This window comes from Methylobacterium aerolatum, assembly GCF_022179085.1.
Classification (GTDB): domain Bacteria; phylum Pseudomonadota; class Alphaproteobacteria; order Rhizobiales; family Beijerinckiaceae; genus Methylobacterium; species Methylobacterium aerolatum.
Window position 1 is genome coordinate 25,264 of sequence record NZ_BPQE01000002.1, and the last position, 21,942, is coordinate 47,205.

Here is a 21,942-nt window from a genome sequence, read left to right on the forward strand (position 1 = left end):
AGGGATGGGTGAGCAGCCGCGCCGCCTGCTCCTCTCTGCGGGGAGCGTTGCGAGACGCGGTCGTCGCTTCCGATTCCGCGCTCCACGTCATCCTGGGAGACTGGCCGGGAAGGTCCGGGCGGCCCATGAAGCCCGACGCGTCTTTGCGAGCGGAGCGAAGACGGAGGGGCAACAACCTTTCCGGCCAGACATTTAGGACGAGGACGAGGCTGGTACTGTGTTACCCGCCCCCCTGCGGGGTGGATGTGGGGTCAGCCCCGCTGTGCGCGGGCCAATCCGTCCTTGAACCGGTTCGGGGACGCCGCGAGGCGGCGGAGCGCTGCGACGTTGGAGGCCGCCTCCTGCGGGCCCATATCCTGCCGCAGCACGGCCTCGGCCTCCTCGTACCGGCCCCTGAGGCCGAGGACGAGGGCGAGGTTCGCCCGCATCTTCGCATCGGCGCCCGGCAGCGAGACGGCGAGCCGCATGGTCTCCTCGGCCCGGTCGAGGTTGCGCGAGAGGGCGTAGGACAGGCCGAGATTCGAGAGGAGCGACGGCTCGTTCGGGCGGATCTTGAGGGCCGCCTCGTAGAAGCCCTGGGCGGCGGCCTGATCGCCGAGCTGCGCCGAGGCCGAGCCTTCCGCCGAGAGGACGCGCCAATCCGGGTTGGCGGGGGAGTGGGCGTTGGCCAGCACCTCCAGCGCCTCCCGGTAGCGTCCGGCCTCCACCAGGGACTTGCCGTAGGCCGCGAGGATCTGCGTGTCCTTCGGGTTGCGCAGCGCCGCCTGTTGCAGCACCGCGCTCGCTTGGTTGACCTGATCCGTAGCCCGCAGGGCGCGGGCGTAGCGGAAGGCGGTGCGCGGATCGCCGGGATTGGCCTTGTAGGCTTCGGACAGGCCGTCGAGGTCGCGCCGGGCCGCCGAAGCCGCCGCGGAGGCGCCGGTCTCGCCGATGGATCCGGTGGTCTCCACGGAATCGGTGTTGCAGGCCCCAAGGCCGAGGGCGATGACGGCGACGGCGGCGAGCCCCCGCAGGCCGCTCGCCGCCGGGAGACGCTCGGTCCGGACCGGGGCCGCTCTCATGGTACGCTCCACACTCAGCAAACGGCGGGGACGGGAGGGATGCGCCCCGGGCGCTTCTCCGTCCCGAAGTCAGGGTGATAAGGCGTTAAGCCTAATCCGGGGTTAAGGGGCGGCCGTGCGGCCCCCGCCGGGCGTGGAGGACACATGAGCGACGCCGCCGCCGACGCGGACCCATCCGCGACCATCGCCGAACTCCTACCCGCGGGAAGCGACGGGACCCCGGTGGTCTGCGTCCCGGCCTCGGGGTGGGAGGCGGGCCTGGCTCCGGCGGAGCGGGCCTTCGCCTGGGCCACGGGCTTCACCGGCAAGGCCGGGAGCGTCGCCTACCTGCCGGCGCCGGACGGGGGGCTGGCGCGGGTGCTGTTCGGCCTCGGCGACCCCGGCGCCCCCGGAGCCGACCCCTTCGTGGCGGGCCGCCTGCCGGGCCTCATGCAACCGGGCGTCTACAGGCTGGAGGGCGCGCCCGACCCGGCGACGGCGGCGCTGGCATGGCTCCTCGGCAGCTATCGGTACGACCGGTATCGCACCGCCGACAAGGCCATGGCCTGCCTCGTCGCCCCCGAGGGCGTCGACGCGGCGGAGATCACCCGGATCGCCCGCGCCGTCGCGATGGGCCGCGACCTCGTCAACACCCCCGCCAACGACCTCGGCCCGGCCGAGATCGAGGCGGCGGCCCGGACCGTGGCGGAGCGGCACGGGGCCGCGATCACCGTGGTGAGCGGCGCCGATCTCGCCCGCGAGTATCCCCTCGTCCACGCCGTCGGCGCGGCGGCGGCGCGGGCGCCCCGGCTCATCGACATCTCCTGGGGAGACGACGCCGCGCCGAGGGTCACCCTGGTCGGCAAGGGCGTTGCCTTCGATACGGGCGGGCTCGACATCAAGCCCTCCTCGGCCATGCTGCTGATGAAGAAGGACATGGGCGGTGCCGCCGTGGCCCTCGCGGCCGCCGACATGGTGATGGGCGCCGGGCTCCGGGTGCGCCTGCGGGTGCTGATTCCGGCGGTCGAGAATGCCGTGGCCGGCAACGCCTTCCGCCCCGGCGACGTGCTGCGCAGCCGGGCGGGGCTTTCCGTAGAGATCGGCAACACCGACGCCGAGGGCCGCCTGATCCTGGCCGACGCCCTCGCCCTGGCCGAGGCCGACGACCCGGCGCTGATCCTCGACTTCTCGACGCTCACGGGGGCCGCCCGCACCGCGCTGGGCCCCGACCTCCCGGCCTTCTTCACGGAGGACGAGGACCTCGCCGCCTCCGTCGCTCAAGCCGCGGCCAGGGCGCACGATCCGGTTTGGCGGCTGCCCCTGCACCGGCCCTATGCCAGCCTGCTCGATTCGAAGATCGCGGACCTCAACAACGTCTCGAACGGCCCCTTCGCCGGGGCGATCACCGCCGCCCTGTTCCTGCGGCGCTTCGCGCCGAAGACCAAGCGCCACGGCCACTTCGACCTCTACGGCTGGAACCCCTCCACCAAGCCGGGCCGTCCGGAGGGCGGTGAGGTGCAGACCGCGCGGCTGGCCTACGACCTGTTGAAGTCCCTGTACGGGGGGTGATGGCTGGGTCGCGCTTTCGGTGCCGCCTCACGCCGGTGAACCAGCTTGAGGGTTCCAGAACGTTGCCCGTTTTTCGCGCCGCCGCTTCGTCGTTCTGAACGACATCGAAGCAATGACGGCAGGTGAAGCAATCGTGGAACGGGAGACGCGCCAGCAGGCGCGTTTCTCTACCCCTCCACCGGCAACCCCGTCTCGATCAGCCGCGCCCAGAGCGCCGCGCCGTAGGGCGCCGCCGCGTCGTTGAAATCGTAGAGCGGGTGGTGGAGCGAGGCCGAGTCGCCGTTGCCGAGGAACATGTAGGCGCCGGGACGGCGGCCGAGCATGTAGGAGAAGTCCTCCGCCGTCATCATCGGGGCCACCGCGCGGTTCACCCGCTCGGGTCCGACCACGCCCTCCGCGACGTCGGCCATGAAGTCCGTCTCGGCGGGATGGTTCTCCGTGACGGGGTAGCTCGCTCCGAAATCGACGGTGCCGGTCGCGCCGAAGCCGGCGGCGATCTCGCGGACGAGCGTCGCGATGCGTGTCTTGATGGCCTCGCGGACCTCCTGGGACAGGGTGCGCATGGTGCCGCGCATGGTCACGCATTGCGGCAAAACGTTGAACGCCTCACCCGCGTCCAGCGCGCAGACCGAGACCACCGCCGACTGGAGCGGATCGAGATGGCGCGCCACGATGCTCTGGAGGGCGATGATGACGTGGCTCGCCACGAGCACGCTGTCGATCGCGTTCTGCGGCAGGGCGGCGTGGCCGCCCCGGCCCTCGACGGTGACGGTGAACCGGTCGGTGGAGGCCATGATGGGGCCGTGGCGCACGGCGAAGGTGCCGACCGGCATACCGGGAATGTTGTGCATCCCGTAGACCGATTCGATGCCGAAGCGCTCCATCAGCCCGTCCTCCACCATCGCCTCGCCGCCGCCGCCGCCCTCCTCGGCGGGCTGGAAGATCATCACGGCGGATCCGTCGAACCGGCGGGTCTCGGCGAGGTACTGCGCGGCACCGAGCAGCATCGCCATGTGCCCGTCATGGCCGCAGGCGTGCATCTTGCCCGGGACGGTGGAGCGGTAGGGCAGGTCGCGGACTTCCTGGATCGGCAGGGCGTCCATGTCGGCGCGCAGGCCGATCGCCCGGTTGGAGCGGCGGCCGTGGTCTCCCCCTCCGCCCCGGATCACCCCGACCACGCCGGTGCGGCCGATTCCGGTGACGACCTCGTCGCAGCCGAACTCGCGCAGGCGCTCGGCCACGAAGGCGGCGGTGCGCGCGACGTCGTAGAGGAGCTCGGGCTGGGCGTGCAGTGCCTGCCGCCACCCGGTCATTGTGGGGCCCAGGGCTTCGATCCGTGCGGGAACGGGCATCCGGCGGGGACTCTCTCGGGACGGTCCGAGGCCCCGAGCAAGCCGGAGGCCAAGCGCGGCGTCAACCGGACTTTACGGGTTTGCCCTCCCCGGCCGCCAGATCGTCGAGGATGGGACATTCCGGCCGGCCGTCGCCGCAGCAATCCTCGGCCAGCCGCTCCAGGCTGCGGGCCATGCCCTCCAGGGCGGCGATCCGGCGGCGCAGTTCGGCGATGCGGCTTTGCGCGATGGCCTTCACCGCCGCGCTCGGCCGGTCCCGGTCGTGCCACAGCGCCAGCAACTCGCCAATCGCCTCCACGTCGAAGCCGAGGTCGCGGGCGCGGCGGACGAACTGGAGGGTGCGGATGTCCGCCTCGCCGTAGTGACGGTAGCCGGCGGCCGAGCGGGCGGCGGGTGGGAGCAGGCCCCGCGCCTCATACCAGCGGATCATCTTGGCAGAGACGCCGGTGAGCCGGGCCGCCTCGCCGACGGTGACGGTGCCCCCGCTCATGCCGCGCCCCCGGCCGGGCGGTAGCCGCCGGCCCGGCGCAGGCGCAGGGCGTTGCCGAGGACGAACAGGCTCGACAGGGCCATGGCCCCCGCCGCCAGGACCGGCGACAGCGACGGCCCGCCGAAGGGCACGAGCAGACCCGCCGCCAGCGGGATCAGCGCCGCGTTGTAGGCGAAGGCCCAGAACAGGTTCTGGCGGATGTTCGCCATCACCGCCCGCGACAGGGCGAACGCCTCAATCAGGGCGCCGGGCGCGGCGCCCATCAGCACCACGTCGGCGCTCTCCACCGCGATGTCCGTGCCGGTGCCGATGGCGAGCCCGACATCCGCTTCCGCCAGGGCGGGCGCGTCGTTCACGCCGTCGCCCACGAAGGCCACCGGGCCGTGCGCCGCCCGGAAGCGCCGCACCGCCTCGGCCTTGCCGCCGGGCAGCACGCCCGCCGCCACCTCTTCGATTCCGAGATCGGCGGCGACCCGTCGAGCCGTCGCCGGATCGTCGCCCGTGACCATCGCCACGGCGAGGCCCCGCGCCCGGAGCGACGCCACGGCCTCGCGCGCGCCGGGCCGGACCGGATCGGCCACCGCCAGCGCCGCGACATGGCGGCCGTCGAGGACGAGGTGCACCGGGCTCGCCCCCTCGCGGGCGTCGGCCTCGGCCCGGGCCACGAGGGCGGGATCGCGGGCGACGCCGAGGCGGTCGAGGTAGCGCAAGGCACCGACCGCCACCGCCCGTCCCTCGACCCGCCCGGCCACGCCGAACCCCTCCACCGCCTCGAACCCGTTTGCCTCCGCGAGGGTCAGGCCACGGCCCTGGGCCGCCGCGACGATGGCCCGGGCCAGCGGATGCTCCGAGCGTCCCTCCAGGCCGGCGGCGAGACGCAGCGCCTCGTCCTCCGCGAGCCCCTCGACGGTCGCCGCGCCGGTGAGGCTGGGTCGGCCCTGGGTAAGCGTGCCCGTCTTGTCGAGGGCGACGAGCCTCACGCCCCGCAGCGCCTGCAACGCGGCGCCGTCGCGGAACAGCACGCCGGCCTCGGCGGCCCGCCCGGTGCCGACCATGATGGCGGTGGGCGTGGCGAGGCCCATGGCGCAGGGGCAGGCGATGATGAGCACCGCCACCGCATGGACGAGGGCCTGCCCCAGCGCCGGAGCCGGCGCCAGGGCGAGCCAGCCGAGGAAGGTCGCGAGCGAAAGTCCGATCACCACCGGCACGAAGCGGCCGGTGACGCGGTCCACCAGGGCCTGGATCGGCAGTTTGCCGCCCTGCGCCCGCTCGACCATGGCCGCGATCTGCGCGAGCACCGTCGCCGCCCCGACGGCGCCGACACGCAGATCGAGGCTGCCGCCGCCGTTGAGGGTTCCGCCGACGACCGAGGCGCCCACCGTCTTGCGCACGGGGGTGGGCTCGCCCGTCACCATGCTCTCATCGACGCGGCTTTCCCCCGCCACGACCGTGCCGTCGGCGGCGATGCGCTCGCCGGGCCGGACCCGCACGATGTCGCCGACCGCCAGCGCCGTCAGCGGCACCTCGGTCTCGCCGCCGTTCCGGACGACCCGCGCCGTCCGGGGCGACAGGTCCATCAGCCGGGCGATCGCCTCCCCCGTGCGCCCCCGCGCCCGCGCCTCGAGGCTGCGGCCGAGGAGGATCAGGGTGACGACGAGGGCACTCGCTTCGAAATACAGGTGCGCGGAGCCCTCCGGCAGGATCCGGGGCGCCAGGACCGAGACCAGCGAATAGAGGTAGGCGGCCCCCGCCCCGAGGGCGACGAGGGCGTTCATGTCCGGGTGCCCGCGCAGCAGGCCGGGAATCCCGGCGCGGAAGAATCGCCGGCCCGGCCACGCCAGGATGAGGGTGGTGAGAATCGCCTGCACCCACCCCGCGGCGGAGCCCCCCATGGCGGGCAGAACGGAATGCCCGCCGAGATGCCCTCCCATGTCGAGGACGACGACGGGCGCGGAGAGCAGGGCGGCGATCCCGAACTCCTGCCGCAGCGCCCGCGCCTCGGCGACGCGCCGGTCCTCCCGCGCCTCCGGAGCGGCTTCGGACTCACCCGGCACCGAGAAGCCCGCCGCCCGCACCGCCGCCGCGAGGTCGGCGGCCGGGACGATGCCATCCCCGTGCGTCACCCGCGCCTGCCCGGCAGCGAGGTTCACGCTCGCCCCGGTCACGCCGGGGATGGCGGCCAGCGCCGCCTCGACCCGGCCGACACAGGAGGCGCAATGCATCCCCTCAACCGGCAGCACCGTCTCGACCTCGGCCACCGGATAGCCGGCCTCGGCCAGCGCGGCCGCGACCTCCGCCGGAGCGGTTTCGGCGGTGAGGGCCAGGGCCGCCCGGCCGGTGGCGAGGTTCACCGAGACGTCCCGCGCGCCGGGCAACCGGTTGAGGGTTCGCTCGACCCGCGCCACGCATCCGGCACAGGACAGGCCGGTGACCGGGAGGCTCAGAGAGATCGGCTTGGAGGGGGCGACGGTGTCCATGCCCCCTCAGATGGAGCTTCCCACCGTGGGAAGGTCAAGGGCGGTTGCCATCGTGTCTCTCAAGACCTGCGTTGGCTCTTCCGTCATTGCGAGCGAAGCGAAGCAATCCAGGGATACGTCACGATGGGACACGGCCCGCTGTCCTGGATTGCTTCGCTGTCGCTCGCAATGACGAGGGCGTGCGTGGGAGCTCACAAGACCTTTCCGGTCAGCCCCTCGGGGTCACTCGTCCCCCGCCGCCTCGGTCCAGCGCGCCGAGTTCCGGTCGGCCGCGCCGAATTCGGGCAGGCTCACCCGGGCCACGGTCCCCCGGCCGACCTCGCTCTCGATCGTCAGGCTGCCGCGGTGCCGCTTGAGGCTGTGCTTCACGATGGCGAGGCCGAGACCCGTGCCGCCCCGCGCGCGGCTGGAGCCCACATCCACCCGGTAGAACCGCTCGGTCAGGCGGGGAATGTGCTCGGGCGGGATGCCGGGGCCGTCATCCGTCACCGACAGGACGATCCGGCGACCGAGGCGTGGATCCTCCTCCCGGCGGAGGCCGACGCGGATGGTGCTGCCGCCATACTTCACGGCGTTCTCGATCAGGTTCTCGATCACGCGGGTGAGTTCGTCGGCATCGCCCGGCACCGGATAGGGGCCGTTCCCGTCGCTCAGGGAGACATCGGCCCCGCGGGCGGCGGCCAGCGGCGCCTGGGCGTCCACCATCTGCCGGGCCAGGGCCCCGAGATCGACGACGCCCGTCGGCGCGACGTGCTCGCGCAGCTCGATCCGCGACAGGGACAGGAGGTCATCGATCAGCCGGCGCATCCGCTGCGCCTGCCCCTGCATGATCTCCAGGAACCGCTCCCGGGCCGCGGCGTCGCCCTTGGCCGGTCCCTGGAGCGTCTCGATAAAGCCGATGAGGGAGGAGAGCGGGGTGCGCAGTTCGTGGCTGGCATTGGCCACGAAGTCCACGCGCATCGCCTCCAGCCGCCGGGCGGAGGTCAGATCGCGCAGGAACAGCACCGCCCCCGCGCCCGACCCATCCGGCACTTCGAGCGCGCCGATCTGCACCTCGAAGGCCCGCTCCACCGGGATGCGGACCTCGTAGATCACCCGTTGTGGCGGCCCGCCTGCCAGCACGGTCTCCATCGCGTCGGTCACCTCCGGATGGCGCAGGGCGAAGGAGAGCGGCCGGGAGAGGTGCAGGGCGGGCAGGAGTGCGCGGGCGGCGGTGTTCGCCTCCAGGACGCGGGCGCGCCGGTCCACGAGGATCACCGGATCGGGTATCTGGGCGAGCAGGGCTTCCGCGATGGCGTGGCGCGGGGTGCCCGCCCTCGGTTGCGTCGGCGGCGCCTCCCGGCGGCGCCCGCCGACGAGGGCGCCCACGACGACCGCCAGCGCCGCGAGGGCGAGGAAGCCGGGACCGGCGCTTCCGTCGATCAGCCCCGCGAGGGCGATCAGGCTGCCCGCCACCGCCGCGCCGGTCCAGGCTGCCGCCCTGCGGGAGACTGCGTTCACGGACGGGAAGTCTCCGTCAGCCGCCCGACCCGTCCGGCGGGGATCCGCCGGGCCAGGACTTGCCGGAGGGTCCGGCCGTCCCCTCCGGTGGGACCGTCCGCCCCTCCCGGTCGGACGAATCGGAGGCGCCGCCCGCCCGCTTCACGATCTCGTAGAGGCCGAGCATGGCGAGCGCCGTCACGAAGGGCACGACGTAGTAGCACCCCCGGAACAGCAGCAGCGAGGTCAGCACCTCGTTGCGCGGCAGGCTCGACAGGGCGAGCAGGATCGTCGCCTCGAACACGCCGATGCCGCCCGGCGCGTTGGACGCGATACCGAGCATCGCCGCCAGCACGTAGATCGCCAGGAAGGTCGTGAAGCCGATGGCGGTTTCCGGCGGGAGGAGGACGTAGAGCACGGCGGCGGCCGCGCAGACGTCGCCGATACCGACGATCATCTGCCCGATGGAGACCGAGGCGCCGGGCAGTTCGAGCCGCCACTGCTTCACGGTCACGCTGCGCCGCTTGGCCGAGACCCAGGCGAGGTACCCGACCACGGCGAGCAGGGCGGCGAACCCGACCCCCTGGTTGAGTTCGATGGAAGTGAAGGCGAGCCCGGCGAGTTGCCCCGCCTCGATGATGAGGGAAAGGCCCAGCACCACGCCCATGCCGAGCCAGAAGGTGAACCCGGCGATCACCGTCAGCGCGGCGATCTTGGCCGGCGAGAGGCCCTGGCGGGCGTAGATCCAGTAGCGGATCGTCCCCGCCGTCAGCAGCGGGAAGCCGAGGGTGAAGCTCACCGCGTAGGAGGTGAACGAGGCCAGCGCCGTGATGCGATAGGGCACCTTGATGCGCAGCTGGCGCAGCGCCAGGGCATCGTAGCCGGTGAGGAAGACGTAGCTCACGCCCACGAACAGGAAGGCGAGTCCGAGCTGCCGGGCGGAGGCGTTGTGCAGGGCGTCGGTGACCTCAGCCCAGGAGACGCTCTGGACGAGCTTCCACAGCACCCCGAGGGACACGGCGACGAGGATGATGCTCGCGGCCGTCCCGATCCAGGCATACTTGTTGCGAGAGAAGCCCATGCCCTTCTTGGGCGCCGCGGGAGCGTCGCCATGCGCGGCCCCGTCGGCGGGCGCGGTCTCTTCGACCGGCCGGGCCGAGGCGACCTCGTTCCGGTGCTGCCCCTGAAAGTTCATACCGATCGGCGTCCGTCCCCTCGCTCGCGCGGGCCGGACGGGAGCGGGCTCCCATGCCGGATCATCCCGGACCGCGGCCCGTCGCCCGCATGTAAGCCGAACCTGCCCTCATGACCAGCGAGGCCGTGGGATCTCTGTGCACTCCGCATCTGAAGTCGAGGCTTATCCCTGACGCAACACCCGCGCCGCCGCTGCTAATCCCTGCCCGATGCGAGCGGGCACCTCCGGCGAGGTGCAGACGTAGGTCGGACTCGGATGCGGGATCGCGATCACCGGCAGGCCGGGGTGCAGCGCCGTGAGAGCGGGGGCGCACTCGCGGGCGAAGCGCCCGGCGAGGACCGCGACGGCGAGGTCCGGCAGAAGGGCGAGGAGGGGCGCGAGGTAGGGCGCGGCGGCCCGTGCCTCCGCCCGGCGGGGGGCGCGGTTGAGGGCGCCTTCCACGTGGATCACCCAGGGCACGGCATTCCAGATCAGCGTGTCGCGCCGCGCGATCTCCGCCTCGGCGAGGAAGCGGAAGAGGTTGGCGGCGGTCCCGTTGGCGCTGTCGCGGGTGACGAAGCCGGTGCGCAGCACCGTGGGCCCCGGTGTCTCCAGCAGGAGAAGCAGGCGCGCGGCGGTTCCGCCATCCAGGGGATCGGGATCGGGAACCGGTGCGCCCCGTTCCGCCGCGATGCGCCGGGCGAGAGCCCGGATCGGGGCGATGTGGGACGCGTCCCGCAGGGCATGGCGCGCCGCCAGGGCGGCCGGGTCGGCGAGGCTCTTCGGCGCCGTCGGTTCAAGGACCATCGGGGGCGGGAAACGGCTCCGGCAGGCGGCCGGTGAGGCGGAAGCGCTCGATGCCGTTTTCCCGGGCGAGTTGATCGGCCAGCCCCGCCGCGCCGCCGAACTGGAAGCCGATCTGGCTGGCATAGGCGGCGCAGGCCGCGAGTTTTTTGGCCTGGGCCGCCCCGTCGAAGGCGAAGGCGCGTGCCGGCGACGCCGCATGGAGCGGCGCGAGGGGCTCCTTCGGGCTCGCCTCACGCACCGTGTAAGGAAAGTCGCGCCACCACAGGATCGGCGTCGCGGGTGTGACGGCCCGGAGCGCCCGCACCACCTGCACGTGATCGACATGTCCGCCGACCGCCTGCGGCGCCAGGATCAGGTCGGGCGTCTCGGCGGCGATCAGGTCGGCCAGCGCCGGGGCGAGGTCGCGGTCGATGGTGTCGTCGTCACGAACCTCCGCGAACAACTCCGGCGCCGAGCCGTAACCCCGGTGCGGCGCCTCGCGGAAGGGTAGATGCAGGGGCGCGGCGATGCCGAGCGCGTCGGCCGCCGCCTGATCTTCGGTCCGGCGGAGCGCCATGTAGTCGATGTCCGGGCCGAGGCCCTTGTCGAGCTGGCAAGCGAGGGCGAAGCCCTTCGGATCGGGTACGCTCTGCGTGAAGGTGGTGGCCATCACCACCCGCCAGCCCCCGGCCGCCAGGGTCGCGAGGAGCCCGCCCGCCGAGAATGCGGCGTCGTCGAGATGGGGCGAAAGGGCGAGGGCTGTCGGCATGGTCTTTCCCTCACCCCCTCGTCATCGCGAGCGCAGCGAAGCAATCCAGGGGCGGCGGGCCGCTTCCGAAGGCAGCGCATCCCTGGATTGCTTCGCTGCGCTGGCAATGGCGGCGGAGACCCATCACAGCAGGTGCGGTTCGGCGCGGAAGCGGCAGGACGGGTCGAAGGGTAGTTCGTCGGCAAAATTCGAGTCGGGCCGCTCGTTCACGACCTTGGCGTAGACGCCCATGATCTGGCGGCCCACCGCCTCCCAGGAATAGACCCGGCGGCACTCCTCCAGCCCGGCGGCGGCGAGGTGGCGGCGCAGGCCCCCGTCGGTGATGATCCGCGTCAGGGCGGCGGCCTGGGCGGGGACGTCGCCGGGCACGGTCAGGAGGCCGTTCTCGCCGTCCCGCAGGCAATCGGAGACGCCGACCGCGTGGCAGGAGACCACCGCGAGCCCCGCCGCCATGGCCTCCAGGATCGTGTTGGAGAAGCCCTCGGCATAGGTCGGGGAGGCGAAGACGTCGGCGTCGCGGTACAGGTCCGGCACGGTGGCGTACTCGGCGTAGCCGGTGAAGCGAATTGCCTCCGGGCCGAACCCGTGCGTCTCGGCCAGCGCCTTGGCGGGATCGACATCCGGGCCGATGCCGGAGATCGTCGCCGCGAAGGGCGTCCCCTGCGCCCGCAGGATCACCAGGGCCTCGATGAAGTCGAGCACGCCTTTCCGGCGGTCCACGCGGCCGTGGTAGAGGAGGCGGACGGGCCCGTCATGGGGCGCAGGCAGGCCGTCGGCGGTGTCTCGCGCGAAGCGGGACGTGTCGACCGCCCCGGGCACGATGGTGAAGCGGGCGGGATCGGAGCCGAGCCGGTCGCAGACCTCCTCTACGAAGGAGGCGCCGCCGATCAGCAGGGCGTTGGCGTGGTCGAGGACCTCGCGCATCCCGACCCGGTGGGTCTCGCAGCAGGAGCCGACCCAGTGGCCGTCGCCGCCCTGGATCGAGACCACGTTCGGCACGCCGAGGCGCTTCGAGGCCAGCAGCACCGCCCAGCCGGTCGGGTAGCCGTATTGGGCATGGAGCACGTCGAAGGGCTTTCTGGCGTGCTCGGCGCAGATGGTGTCCACCATCACGCCGATGTCCCGCTCGAAATCGCCGCTCGTCTGCTCGCCGACCTGCTCCAGGCCGATCACCGTGACGCCCGGCACGGGTGGCGGCGGCCCGCCGCCGTAGACGCGGGTGCCGAATTCGTCACCCCGATACTGCGAGACCATGGTCACGTCGTGCCCGGCCGAGACGAGTTCGCGCAGCAGGTTCTGGGCGTAGACGCTCATCCCGGAAATCGCGGGGAAGTAGCGGCGGCTAAGGAAGAGGATTCTCATTCGGGCGTCGTGTCCATACGGGCAGTCGTTCTTGCGAGCGGAGCGAAGCAATCGAGGGAGCCGCTCCGATCGAAAACGTCCCGCTGCCCTGGGTCGCTTCGCTGCGCTCGCGGTGACGGAGCGGGTCTTCGGCCGGCGCGGCCTTTCCTCACACCTGCCGCCGCGTTTCCTGCCCGGCGGCGACCACCGGCCCCGGACGGCGGCAGGTGCGGAGGTACTCCAGCGATTGCGGGATCATCACGTCCGCCCGGTGGCTCTCGCGGGACAGCTCAACGCAGATGAGCTTGCCGTAGCCGACCTCCTCCAGCGCCGTCAGGACACCCGGCACGTCCATGTCGCCCTCGCCGAAGGGCAGGTGGATGTGGCTGCCACGCTTCATGTCCTCGATCGCCACGGTGCCGATGCGGTCGGCGAATTCCCGCACCGCCGCGGCGGGCTCGCGCTCGCCGGTGACGAGGCAATGGCCGGTGTCGAGGGCGAGCTTCAGGCCCGGGATGTCGAGGGCGGCGAAGTCGTCGAGGGTCTCGACCAGCATCCCCGGCTCTGGCTCAAGGCAGGGCGTGACGCCCGCCTCGTCGGCGAAGGCCGCGACCTCGACGAGGCCGTCCCGCAGCCAGCCCCTGGCCTCCTCGCGGTCGACGCCCTCCTTGGGCACGCCGGCCCAGAAGGAGACCGCCTCGGCGGAGAGCATGGCGCCGATCTCGCAGGCCCGCTTCAGGAAGCCGACGCGCCGGGCGCGCCCCGCGGCGTCGGCCGTGACGAGAGTCGGCTCGTGCTTGGCGCCGGGGTCGAGGAGGAACCGGGCGCCGGTCTCGATCACGCAGGCGAGGTCGAGCTTCTCCAGGAGGCTCGCGACGCGCCCGGCCTCCGCCGACCAGGTCTCCGCGAAGGGATCGAGGTGGTGGATGTCGAGCGTCAGGGCGACGCCGTCGTAGCCCGCCGCCTTGATGAGGTGCAGGGCGTCGTCCAGCCGGTGGTTGGCGGCGCCGTTGGTGTTGTAGGCGAAGCGAAGCGTCACGCCGCCCTCCCCTTCCGTTGCTGCAACCGGAAGGGCGCGTGGTGCGATTCCGGCTCGCGGTAGAGGGGATAATGCCGCCCGACGATCCGCTCGGCCAGGGCCACGTCGAACAGGGGCTGGCCGCCGAACCGCTCGATGGCCTCCGGCGTCAGGCGGACGGGGCGGAGCGTCTCGCTTTCCGTGCCGAACTTGATCAGCGGGTGGTCGCGGTCGATGAGCTTCTGCGTGTTGCGCTCGCCGATCCGGTAGTAGCTCATGGTCTCGACTTCGAGACCGGGCACGATCGCCTTCACCACGCCGACGCCCCCGCCGTGGGGCGAGCAGTCGACGTAGAGCACGTCGAACCCGGCCTCCAGGAGCCGGTCGCAGGCAATCTTCCCGCGGGCGTGCCCATCCTCGGCCGGGGTGGAGGGCAACTCCGAAAATCGCTTGGTGGAGCGCTCGGAATAGACGGTGTCGGCCAGCACCTCCCGCAGGCCGGCATTCGGCATCTCGATCCAGTCGAGCATGGCCTGGAGCGCCCTGCCCTCCTCGAGGTCGAGGCTCGGAAGCGCCTTCTGGATGAACGCATCGACGTAGCCCGGCGGCGTGACGGTCCCGGCGAGGTCGAGGGGGCCGTGGCCGAAGGTTTTCCGCACGCGGGCGGCCTGGAATTCGAGGAGCGCCTTGCGCAGGGCCCGGTCGCGGTCCGGGTCGCAGGCCTCACCGCAGGCCGACAGGGCGATGGGCGCGGGCGCCCGGTCCGGGTCCTCGTCGTAGCCGACGACGTAGAGGTTCGTCAGGCCGAACTGGTCGGTGGCGAATTTCGGGAGCGCCCGGATACCGAGATCCTTCAGGCGCGCCAGCATCGCCGCATTTTCCGGCCCAATCCCGTCGAGATCGAGCATCACGCCCTGGTCGAGGGCGCGGAACAGCAGGCCGTTGCCGTCGCGCTGGAGCAGTTCGAGCACGCCGTGGCCGAGCGCGAAGGGCACGTCCGGCCCGGCGCCGAGGCCGTTGGTGATGAGGTTCGTGAAGGGCTGATAGCCCTCCGACAGCTCGAAATAGTCCGTCGCCGCGATGTCGAGGGGCATCATGACGATCTCGCCCGTGGCGTGGCGCACGGCCGGGGTCCATTCGAGCACCGTGTCCCGGCCCACGGGCGAGCCGGCGGGCAGGCACAGGGTCAGGGGGTCGGCCACGGATGTCGCGCCGTAGACCCGGACGAGGTCGGCATAGCTCGCCCGCTCCTTGGCGCGCGGCAGCACCGCCAGCGACGGCATCAGGTTCTCGGCGATCTCGGCCACCGCGCCGATCAGCGCCTCGTCGTCCGTGGCGCCGTAGCCGATCCCTGAAGGCATCGCGCCCACGAAGAACGGATCGTCAAGGAACAGCGAGACGAACCAGACCGGCACGCCCGTCCGGTCCAGCGGCGCCAGGGGGAAGCCGACGATCCGGCCCTCGGGCAGGATGTCGAGGTAGGCGCGCACGGGATCGGGCAGGCGCTCGGGCAGGCCCTCGATGCGGCGCGGCGCGCGGAAGGCATAGGGGCGGGGCGCCTTCAACCGCTCGTGGCGGGCGCGTTCGTCCTGGGTCTGGCTCACGTGATCGGTCCGTTTCCCTGTCCGTCGTCATCGCGAGCGCAGCGAAGCGACCCAGGGCCGGCGCCACTCACGGAGACGGCCCGCTGCCCTGGATTGCTTCGCTGTGCTCGCAATGACGTCATGGATGGCCATACGCCTCCACCACGAGCCGCATCGTGTGCAGGTCGCGGGCGGCGCTGTAGGCGGTGCGTTCGGCCGGGTTGCGCAGCGCCGAGCCGAAGGCGCGGACCTGCTCCGTGAAGGGCGAGGCTTCCCCGTCGAAGGCCACGGCCTCCGTGCGGCCGGTGGCACCGTCGTGGAAGGTCAGGCTGCCGCCCGGCGTCTGGCCCATCGTGTTCTCGGCAACGAGCAGGCCGTTCGTGCCGACGATCTCCAGGCGCCGCCGGGGCAGCGCGTCGGGACAGTTGTAGGCAACGTGCAGGCTCGCGAGCACGCCGCCCTCCGTCCGCCCGATCAGCAGGGCGCCGTCATCGACCGCGTAGTCCTGAACGCGCGCCTGGGTAAGGGCGGTGATCGCGGCGAGGGGTTCGCCGAGGAGGAAATCCACGAGGTCGATGCCGTGGGGCGCGAGATCGATCAGCGCGCCGCCGCCCGCCTGGGCCGCGTCGATCCGCCAGTTCGGCTGGCCCGCCGCCGACCAATCCCGCCCGAGCCAGCAGGCATAGACGATTCGCACCGCCGTGACGGTGCCGAGGTCGCCGCGAGCGATGCGCTCGCGGATCGCCCGGTGGGCCGGATGATGGCGCTGGTCGAAGGCGGTGCCGTAAAAGATCCGGCCGGCCTCGACGGCGCGCACCATCGCCTCGGCATCGGCGAGCCCGGCCGCCATGGGCTTCTCGCAGAGCACCGCCTTGCCGGCGCGCGCCAAGGCTTCCACCGCCTCCCGGTGGAGGTGGTTCGGCGTCGCCACATAGACTGCCTCGACCTCGGGGTCGGCCAGGAAGGCCGCGAGGTCCGCATGAGTCCGAGCGCCCTCCGCGGCGGCGGCCTCGCGGCAGGCTGGGTTGGGGTCGCAGACGGCCACGAGCCGGTGCCCCGCCTGCCGGATGCCCGGCGCCATGTAATCGCGGGCGACCCAGCCGTAGCCGACGATGCCCCAGCCGACCGGTGCCATCACCACCGCTCCGGCAGATCGACGAATTCCCGCGTGCGCACCCGGGCGGTCTCGGGGGCGGACATCTCGCCCGCGTAGGTCAGGCGCTCGGGTCCGGGCGAGCGCTCCGGGTAGGTGACACGGGGGCCGTACTCGGCGGCGTAGCGCTCGGAGGGGAAGCGGATCGCGTAGGTCTCGCCCTCCGGCACGTAGAGGGGGTTGAGGCTGAGATGCGTCCCGGCCTTCGGCAGGGTGAGGCCGTCGATCACCGAGCGCGGCGCCGGGCGCATCCCCGGTCCGGCCACCACCGAGAAGGCCTCGCAGGTGCGCAGGTCGCCCGGCTCGTGCGGGATCGGCGCGCGGGCCTCCTCCAGGGAGCGCGTCAACTCCTGGTCGTCATAGACCAGGGCGTCGGGGAAGAGTTCGGCGATGTCCTCGACGGCCACCGCCTTGCCCGCCGAGAAGCCGGGGCAATCCCGGTTGTGGATGTGGCTGATCGAGAGCCATCCCTCGTCCCCCGCCATCTGGCGGAGGGAGTCGAGGACGCGCGGCTTATCGTCGAGGAAGTAGAAGGCGTCGTTGCAGAGCACGAGATCCACCGGCGCGCCGGGAATCGGCCAGTGGGGCGAGCCGGCATCGAAGCAGACGAGCTGCGCATTCTCGCCCACCACCCAGTGCCGGGCGACCCAGAGCTTGGCGAAGACGACATCCGCCCCCGAGACCTTGCAGCCCCGCCGGGCGAGTTCGCGCAGGTAGTGGCCGATGCCGCAGGCGAACTCGAAGACGCAGACCGGCTCGTTCCAGTGGGCTTCCAGCAGCGCGAGGCCCGCCAGGTAGGTCGGGTCGCTCCAGCGGTGGAGGAAGTAGTCGCCCACCCGGCCCCAGCCGAGGAGGCGCACGGCATCGCGCAGCGTCGCCGTCCGGCGCTCGCGGATCAGCGTGATCAGGTCGGCCGGGTCTGCGGGCGGACCGTTCCACCAATCGTCCTGGTCGGCCAGGATGGCGCACAGCGCCTCATCCATCTCGCCCGCGTCGAGATGGGCCAGCACCCGCTCTCGCAGGGCCTCGCGACCGACGCGGAGATAGGGGATCGCGTCGATCACCGGCCAGCGCTCGCCGGTCTCGGCGTCGCGCAGGGCGTGGGGCCCGTCGGGCTTCAGCGGGTGGCCGGTCGAGGGGGAGACGAGGGCGAAGGGGATCATGGCACTCACGGACTGGATCGGCAGATGGGCGCGGGCGCCCGTCGATCAAGCCGTGGCCTCAAGGGATGCGCATATCCCGCAGGACCCTGTCATGGAACGCCTTCACCGGCCCGGCATGGACCAGTTCCATCTCGTCGAGCACCGTGCCCATGGTGAGGGAGGCCGCCCGCAGGTGCTGGGCGATCTGGAGCACGCGGTCGATGCAGTCCGCCGCGTGGAAGGCCCGGCCCTCGGCGGTGGAATCGTCGGGCAGGATCGCCCGCGCGCGCTCCACCTCGACCCGAAGATCGCCCGCGTCGTCGAGTTCGGCCAGCGCCCAGCCGGTCGCGACCTCCATGATAGGCAGGAGGTGGTCGCCGAGCAGCATCTCGCCCGTGAAGCCCGCATCCGGCATCGCGGCGTTGTGGAAATGGTGCGCCATCGCCGCCAGGAAGACCGTGCCGGGATCGGCCCGGTAGAACGGGGCGAGGCAGACGCCGTAGACCGCCACCATCAGGCAATGCTCGGCGTGGTTCTCCGGCGGCTCCAGCAGGATGCGCGGCTTGCCGGGGCAGGTGACGCCCGCCCGCGGCTGATCGGCCAGCGCCCCGACGAAGCCGGGGACGGCGCCCATGTCCGGCAGGTCCTGCGCGGTGAGCCGGGCGCGCAGCCGCGCCCGGAGATCGGGATCGAGGTCGGGGGTCACCTCGTCGAACCCGGCCCGCAACACGTTCGCCGCCTCCGCCACCGAGAGCCCGGCGGCGGTGAGGAAGGCGGCGTCGAGGTCGGTGAGCCTCGTCGCGGCGAGCGCGGTGGCGGTGATGTCGAGGGCGACATCCTTCGCCCGGGCGCCGCCGGTGAGCATCGCCCAGCCCTGCGCGAACAGGCGCTCGGCGATGGTGCCCTGGCGCCCGGCGGACCGGACGCGCTTGAGATCGTTGAGCTCGACGAGGAGCTCACGCAACGCGGGGGGCGCCGCGGCGCCCGCCCCTGTCCCGTCCCGCATCAGTGGCGGCCCAGCCACTCGAGGAGCATGGTCTCCTGCTTGCCGAAGGCGTGCTCCGGGCCGTGGCCGTTCTTGACCATCGGCGCCTTGAAGAAGGTCGAGAGCTGCTCCTGCACGCCGCCGTCGCCACGCTTCTTGGCGAGGTCGAGGACGCGGGCGATCTCGATCACCAGCGGGGCGGCCAGGATCGAGTCCTTGCAGAGGAAGTTCACCTTCACCTGCATCCGCTGGCCCATGAAGCCGGTGATGTCGATGTTGTCCCAGGCTTCCTTGTCGTCGCCGCGGGGCCGGTAGTAGTGGATGTGCACGAGGTGATCCTCGACCGGATAGCCGAGGATCGAATCGAGCACCGTGCCCTTGGTGTTGAGCTTCGACTGGAGCGAGTTCGGATCGTTGAGGGCCAAGCCGTCGCGGTTGCCGAGGATGTTCGTTGAGAACCAGCCGTCGACGTGGAGCGCGCGGGCCTTGAAGGCGGGCGCGAGCACCGTCTTCATCATGGTCTGGCCGGTCTTGCCGTCCTTGCCGGCCACCGGAACGTTCAGCTCCTTCGCCAACTCCAGCAGGGCCGGAACGTCGGCCGCGACCGACGGGGTGAAGTTCGCGTAGGGGATGCCGCTCTTGATCGCGGCGTAGGCGTAGAGCATCGCGGGCGAGATCGCCTCGTCGCTCGAATCCAGCCCCTTCTCGAAGGCGGCGGTGGAGTTCAGCGTCGGATCGGAGAGGTCGGGCCAGCGCTCGGTGGAGGCGAGGTTCACCACCACGACGTCGTCGAGGTTGCTCTCCTTCTTGAAGCGGCTCAGGTCGTTGGCGATGACCGAGACCGCCTCGCGGTGGTCCTTGGCGACGATGCGGTTCTGCCCATCGATGTTCTTGCAGAACTTGGCACTGCCGACGGCGGGCCAGGGAATGATGCCCTTGAGGACCTGGGCGCCGTTCTCGATGTCCTGCTTGGTCAGGACGCCGTGCCCGGCGGCGGCGGAGGCGAGGTCGTCGCCGTTGAGGTCCCAGCCACCGAAGACGAGGTCCTTGTAGTCCGCCATCCCCGCCACGGGGACGCCGGCGAGCGGCAGACCGTCGAGCCTGTTCGATCCGGACTTGATCATCTCGATGCCAGCGATGGCGGTGGTGGCGACGGCGCCGCCCATGCCAACGAAAGCGACGCCGACACGGCGACCGGTCTGCATGCTCATGGGAAACTGGTGTCCTAGTAAGGACGCAGAACGCGTCCGGGATGGGAAGGCGGAACCCCCGATTGCCCGGGTTGCGGGCCCTACCCAACTGGAACGCGCCTGCTTCGTTCCAACCCCTCGTGCGACATCTTGCAACCTCGGCCGTTACGGGCGGGGGGGCCTTTCGCGCCTCGCCGCACTCCTTTCCCAATGGTTAACGCCCGGCCGGCGCTGCCACGCTGAGATCATGGCCTTGTCCCATTCTGGTCACGCCCGGCGTCGATAGAGGCGCCGCCAAACGCACGATCCGGCCGCCAGAGCCGGACCCTCAAGGGGACAACAAGAGGACCAGTGGATGGGGCTTTACCCGGAGCCGGCGCGTTGCGCCGACGACGTGGGCGGACGCATGCCTGCGACAGTAAGTGCAGGCCACGGCGCGTCCAGGAATGAGGTCGACGGCATCGTGTGGCTGCCCCGCAGCCCCTGGCCGCGTGATGACAGAGGAGTTTTCATCCCGGCCGCCGCCCGTCGCGGTCGCCGGATCCGGGCGCTGAGCGTCGCCCTCGGCCTGATCGCCGGGCTCGGCCTGCCGCAGGGGATGTTCGCCCCCTCCGGGCTGGTACCGCCCGCGCAGGCCCACGACCGCATCGATCTCGGGCCGAAGGCGACCCTGCCGCTCGCCGGCGCCGCGGGCCCCGCGGTCTGGGACAGCCTGACGCCACCCGAGCAAGACCCGCCCACCACCGCGCTGGTGGAGGACAACCTCGCCTCCCTCCCCCGCCTGACCCAGGAGGACGGGGAGGACGCCGTCCGCTTCGGGCCGCGCAGCGTGCCGCTGAAGGTGGTCGACACCATCGTGAAGGCCTCCGAGGAGGCGGGCGTCGATCCCGTCTACATGATGGCGCTCGCGGACAAGGAGTCGAGCTTCGACACCGATGCGAAGTCCTCGGCCTCCTCGGCTCAAGGGTTGTTCCAGTTCGTCAAGGCGACTTGGCTGGAGCTGATCCGCGACTTCGGCGCCCGCCACGGCCTCACCCAGGAGGCGGCGGCGGTAAAGGGCACCGGCCCCGGCATCACGGTCGCCGGGGGGATGCAGCAGCGCGTGCTCTCGCTGCGCAACGACCCGCGGGTCGCGGCCCAGATGGCCGCCGAACTGATCAAGCGAGACCGGGAGCGGATCGAGGCCCGGGTTGGGCGTCCGCTCTCCACCACCGAACTCTACCTCGCCCACTTCCTCGGCACCGCCAGCGCGGGACGGTTCCTGTCCCTGTCGAGCGAGCGGCCGGACGAGACCGCCGCCCGCGCCTTCCGCTCGGCGGCGAAGGCGAACCGCAGCCTGTTCACCCAGCGGGCCGGCGGAAAGCGGCGCCATCTCACGATCGCGGAGTTCCACACCCGCATCGAGGACATGATCGACGCGCGCCTCGCCCGGTACCGCGGCGTGACGGCGGTGGCCGCCGCCTCCGCGACGATGGCCACGGCCACCGCCGAGACCGACCTGCGGGACGCCGCCCCGCAGCGGATCGAGGTGACGGAGGCCCTGCCGTCCGAGGGCCTCTGAGGCGCCCTGCCCCGTGGCGCGACGGCGACCATGTCGTGCGCGCATCGCTGAGCCGTTGGTCGCGGCGGAACACCCCGTGTATGGCCGCGTTTCGCGGGCATCAGACGGAGCTTCGCAGCCATGACCAGCGGCCCATTCCCCGATTCGCGGTCCACTTCGCCCTCGGGCGTGCCCCTCGTCGGCGTCGCGCGCCTCGACGCGATGAGCGCCTCGCTCGCCCGCAACTGGTGGCTCGTGGCCCTGCGGGGCGTCGTGAGCATCGCGTTCGGCGCCATCGCCCTGCTGGCGCCGGCCGCCTTCGTGCTCTCGCTCGTCCTGTTCTTCGCCGCCTACATGCTGGCCGATGGCGTCTTCACCATCGTCGGCGCGATCCGGGCGGCGCAGCGCCACGAACGGTGGGGGTTCCTGCTCTTCGAAGGGCTCATCGACATCGTGGTCGGCGCGGCGGCCTTCCTCGTGCCGGCGGCGGCGGTCTGGGCCTTCGTGCTGCTGCTCGCGGCCTGGGCCTTCGTCACCGGCGCGCTGATGATCGCCGCCGCCTTCCGCCTGCACCTGCATTACGGCCGCTGGTGGCTTCTCCTCGGGGGCGCCGTGTCCCTGCTGTTCGGGCTCGCGCTGGTGATCGAGCCGGGCATGTCCGCCCTGGTCCTGACATGGTGGATCGGCGGATACGCCGTCGCCTTCGGCGTGCTCCTGGTCATCCTCGGCCTCCGCCTCCGCAGCCGCCACGCGGCCGGACCGGGCGCACTCAATGGCCGGTTGTGAATACCCGTAGCGGCGGCGCCACCGGTCAAGGTACACTCGCGTTCCAGAGTGGCCGATGGCAGGACGAC

General features: G+C 72.0%; 18 protein-coding genes. 3 read left to right on the forward strand and 15 right to left on the reverse strand.

All coding sequences use genetic code 11. The features are described from left to right. Nucleotides 1–251 precede the first annotated feature (251 nt). Nucleotides 252–1,061 carry a tetratricopeptide repeat protein gene (locus MFF06_RS00620; RefSeq protein WP_238201040.1) on the reverse strand — a complete coding sequence of 270 codons (810 nt, stop codon included), beginning with the start codon at nucleotides 1,059–1,061 and terminating at the stop codon, nucleotides 252–254. 144 nt (nucleotides 1,062–1,205) lie between these two features. Here MFF06_RS00620 and MFF06_RS00625 point away from each other — a divergent pair, with 144 nt between their 5' ends. Next, nucleotides 1,206–2,609 (forward strand): leucyl aminopeptidase family protein, encoded by a 1,404-nt coding sequence (locus MFF06_RS00625; protein WP_238201041.1) that lies wholly within the window; start codon nucleotides 1,206–1,208, stop codon nucleotides 2,607–2,609. 167 nt (nucleotides 2,610–2,776) lie between these two features. Here MFF06_RS00625 and MFF06_RS00630 read toward each other — a convergent pair whose 3' ends face one another. The 14 genes from MFF06_RS00630 to MFF06_RS00695 all read right to left on the reverse strand — a co-directional run bounded on the left by MFF06_RS00630 (nucleotide 2,777) and on the right by MFF06_RS00695 (nucleotide 19,569). Next, a complete protein-coding gene (locus MFF06_RS00630; protein ID WP_238201042.1) occupies nucleotides 2,777–3,961 on the reverse strand; it encodes a M20 aminoacylase family protein in 1,185 nt (394 codons plus the stop codon). A gap of 61 nt (nucleotides 3,962–4,022) precedes the next feature. Then, nucleotides 4,023–4,451, reverse strand: a complete 429-nt coding sequence (gene cueR, locus MFF06_RS00635) for a Cu(I)-responsive transcriptional regulator (protein WP_238201043.1) — start codon at nucleotides 4,449–4,451, stop codon at nucleotides 4,023–4,025. After that, complete coding sequence (locus tag MFF06_RS00640) at nucleotides 4,448–6,928, reverse strand: heavy metal translocating P-type ATPase (protein WP_238201044.1); 2,481 nt, start codon at nucleotides 6,926–6,928, stop codon at nucleotides 4,448–4,450. The genes cueR and MFF06_RS00640 overlap by 4 nt, the downstream gene beginning before the upstream one ends. A 222-nt stretch (nucleotides 6,929–7,150) precedes the next feature. After that, nucleotides 7,151–8,428, reverse strand: a complete 1,278-nt coding sequence (locus MFF06_RS00645) for an ATP-binding protein (RefSeq protein ID WP_370876548.1) — start codon at nucleotides 8,426–8,428, stop codon at nucleotides 7,151–7,153. 16 nt (nucleotides 8,429–8,444) lie between these two features. Further along, nucleotides 8,445–9,602, reverse strand: coding sequence for a lysylphosphatidylglycerol synthase domain-containing protein (locus tag MFF06_RS00650; RefSeq protein WP_370876547.1), 1,158 nt, complete (start codon nucleotides 9,600–9,602; stop codon nucleotides 8,445–8,447). A gap of 162 nt (nucleotides 9,603–9,764) precedes the next feature. Beyond that, nucleotides 9,765–10,388: a uracil-DNA glycosylase family protein gene (locus MFF06_RS00655; protein WP_238201045.1), complete on the reverse strand. Its 624-nt coding sequence runs from the start codon at nucleotides 10,386–10,388 to the stop codon at nucleotides 9,765–9,767. Further along, on the reverse strand, nucleotides 10,378–11,136 hold the full coding sequence (locus tag MFF06_RS00660; protein ID WP_238201046.1) for a PIG-L deacetylase family protein: 759 nt from the start codon (nucleotides 11,134–11,136) through the stop codon (nucleotides 10,378–10,380). Before MFF06_RS00660 ends, MFF06_RS00655 begins: the two co-directional genes overlap by 11 nt. 123 nt (nucleotides 11,137–11,259) lie before the next feature. Beyond that, nucleotides 11,260–12,498, reverse strand: coding sequence for a glycosyltransferase family 4 protein (locus tag MFF06_RS00665; RefSeq protein ID WP_238201047.1), 1,239 nt, complete (start codon nucleotides 12,496–12,498; stop codon nucleotides 11,260–11,262). 148 nt (nucleotides 12,499–12,646) lie between these two features. Then, on the reverse strand, nucleotides 12,647–13,516 hold the full coding sequence (locus MFF06_RS00670) for a sugar phosphate isomerase/epimerase family protein (RefSeq protein WP_238201048.1): 870 nt from the start codon (nucleotides 13,514–13,516) through the stop codon (nucleotides 12,647–12,649). Further along, on the reverse strand, nucleotides 13,513–15,099 hold the full coding sequence (locus MFF06_RS00675) for a YcaO-like family protein (RefSeq protein ID WP_238201049.1): 1,587 nt from the start codon (nucleotides 15,097–15,099) through the stop codon (nucleotides 13,513–13,515). Before MFF06_RS00675 ends, MFF06_RS00670 begins: the two co-directional genes overlap by 4 nt. A gap of 118 nt (nucleotides 15,100–15,217) precedes the next feature. Further along, the gene (locus MFF06_RS00680; protein WP_238201050.1) at nucleotides 15,218–16,213 is read right to left on the reverse strand and encodes a Gfo/Idh/MocA family protein; all 996 of its coding nucleotides are present in this window, start codon (nucleotides 16,211–16,213) and stop codon (nucleotides 15,218–15,220) included. Next, a complete protein-coding gene (locus MFF06_RS00685; RefSeq protein WP_238201274.1) occupies nucleotides 16,213–17,394 on the reverse strand; it encodes a class I SAM-dependent methyltransferase in 1,182 nt (393 codons plus the stop codon). The genes MFF06_RS00680 and MFF06_RS00685 overlap by 1 nt, the downstream gene beginning before the upstream one ends. 58 nt (nucleotides 17,395–17,452) lie before the next feature. Then, nucleotides 17,453–18,379 carry a hypothetical protein gene (locus MFF06_RS00690; RefSeq protein ID WP_238201275.1) on the reverse strand — a complete coding sequence of 309 codons (927 nt, stop codon included), beginning with the start codon at nucleotides 18,377–18,379 and terminating at the stop codon, nucleotides 17,453–17,455. Continuing rightward, on the reverse strand, nucleotides 18,379–19,569 hold the full coding sequence (locus tag MFF06_RS00695) for an inositol-3-phosphate synthase (protein WP_238201051.1): 1,191 nt from the start codon (nucleotides 19,567–19,569) through the stop codon (nucleotides 18,379–18,381). Before MFF06_RS00695 ends, MFF06_RS00690 begins: the two co-directional genes overlap by 1 nt. 334 nt (nucleotides 19,570–19,903) lie before the next feature. Between MFF06_RS00695 and MFF06_RS00700 the strand changes: the two genes are divergently transcribed. Together MFF06_RS00700 and MFF06_RS00705 are read left to right on the forward strand one after the other, a co-directional pair. Further along, nucleotides 19,904–21,109, forward strand: a complete 1,206-nt coding sequence (locus tag MFF06_RS00700) for a transglycosylase SLT domain-containing protein (protein WP_238201052.1) — start codon at nucleotides 19,904–19,906, stop codon at nucleotides 21,107–21,109. Nucleotides 21,110–21,229: 120 nt separating this feature from the next. Further along, nucleotides 21,230–21,874, forward strand: coding sequence for an HdeD family acid-resistance protein (locus tag MFF06_RS00705; protein WP_238201053.1), 645 nt, complete (start codon nucleotides 21,230–21,232; stop codon nucleotides 21,872–21,874). The last annotated feature ends 68 nt before the right edge of the window (nucleotides 21,875–21,942 follow it).

What these genes read in the sequence shown, in the direction of transcription:
- MFF06_RS00620 (WP_238201040.1), bottom strand. Translation starts at nt 1,061, where the DNA reads ATGAGAGCGGCCCCGGTCCGGACCGAGCGTCTCCCGGCGGCGAGCGGC.
- MFF06_RS00625 (WP_238201041.1), top strand. Translation starts at nt 1,206, where the DNA reads ATGAGCGACGCCGCCGCCGACGCGGACCCATCCGCGACCATCGCCGAA.
- MFF06_RS00630 (WP_238201042.1), bottom strand. Translation starts at nt 3,961, where the DNA reads ATGCCCGTTCCCGCACGGATCGAAGCCCTGGGCCCCACAATGACCGGG.
- cueR (WP_238201043.1), bottom strand. Translation starts at nt 4,451, where the DNA reads ATGAGCGGGGGCACCGTCACCGTCGGCGAGGCGGCCCGGCTCACCGGC.
- MFF06_RS00640 (WP_238201044.1), bottom strand. Translation starts at nt 6,928, where the DNA reads ATGGACACCGTCGCCCCCTCCAAGCCGATCTCTCTGAGCCTCCCGGTC.
- MFF06_RS00650 (WP_370876547.1), bottom strand. Translation starts at nt 9,602, where the DNA reads ATGAACTTTCAGGGGCAGCACCGGAACGAGGTCGCCTCGGCCCGGCCG.
- MFF06_RS00655 (WP_238201045.1), bottom strand. Translation starts at nt 10,388, where the DNA reads ATGGTCCTTGAACCGACGGCGCCGAAGAGCCTCGCCGACCCGGCCGCC.
- MFF06_RS00660 (WP_238201046.1), bottom strand. Translation starts at nt 11,136, where the DNA reads ATGCCGACAGCCCTCGCCCTTTCGCCCCATCTCGACGACGCCGCATTC.
- MFF06_RS00665 (WP_238201047.1), bottom strand. Translation starts at nt 12,498, where the DNA reads ATGAGAATCCTCTTCCTTAGCCGCCGCTACTTCCCCGCGATTTCCGGG.
- MFF06_RS00680 (WP_238201050.1), bottom strand. Translation starts at nt 16,213, where the DNA reads ATGGCACCGGTCGGCTGGGGCATCGTCGGCTACGGCTGGGTCGCCCGC.
- MFF06_RS00685 (WP_238201274.1), bottom strand. Translation starts at nt 17,394, where the DNA reads ATGATCCCCTTCGCCCTCGTCTCCCCCTCGACCGGCCACCCGCTGAAG.
- MFF06_RS00690 (WP_238201275.1), bottom strand. Translation starts at nt 18,379, where the DNA reads ATGCGGGACGGGACAGGGGCGGGCGCCGCGGCGCCCCCCGCGTTGCGT.
- MFF06_RS00695 (WP_238201051.1), bottom strand. Translation starts at nt 19,569, where the DNA reads ATGAGCATGCAGACCGGTCGCCGTGTCGGCGTCGCTTTCGTTGGCATG.
- MFF06_RS00700 (WP_238201052.1), top strand. Translation starts at nt 19,904, where the DNA reads ATGGGGCTTTACCCGGAGCCGGCGCGTTGCGCCGACGACGTGGGCGGA.
- MFF06_RS00705 (WP_238201053.1), top strand. Translation starts at nt 21,230, where the DNA reads ATGACCAGCGGCCCATTCCCCGATTCGCGGTCCACTTCGCCCTCGGGC.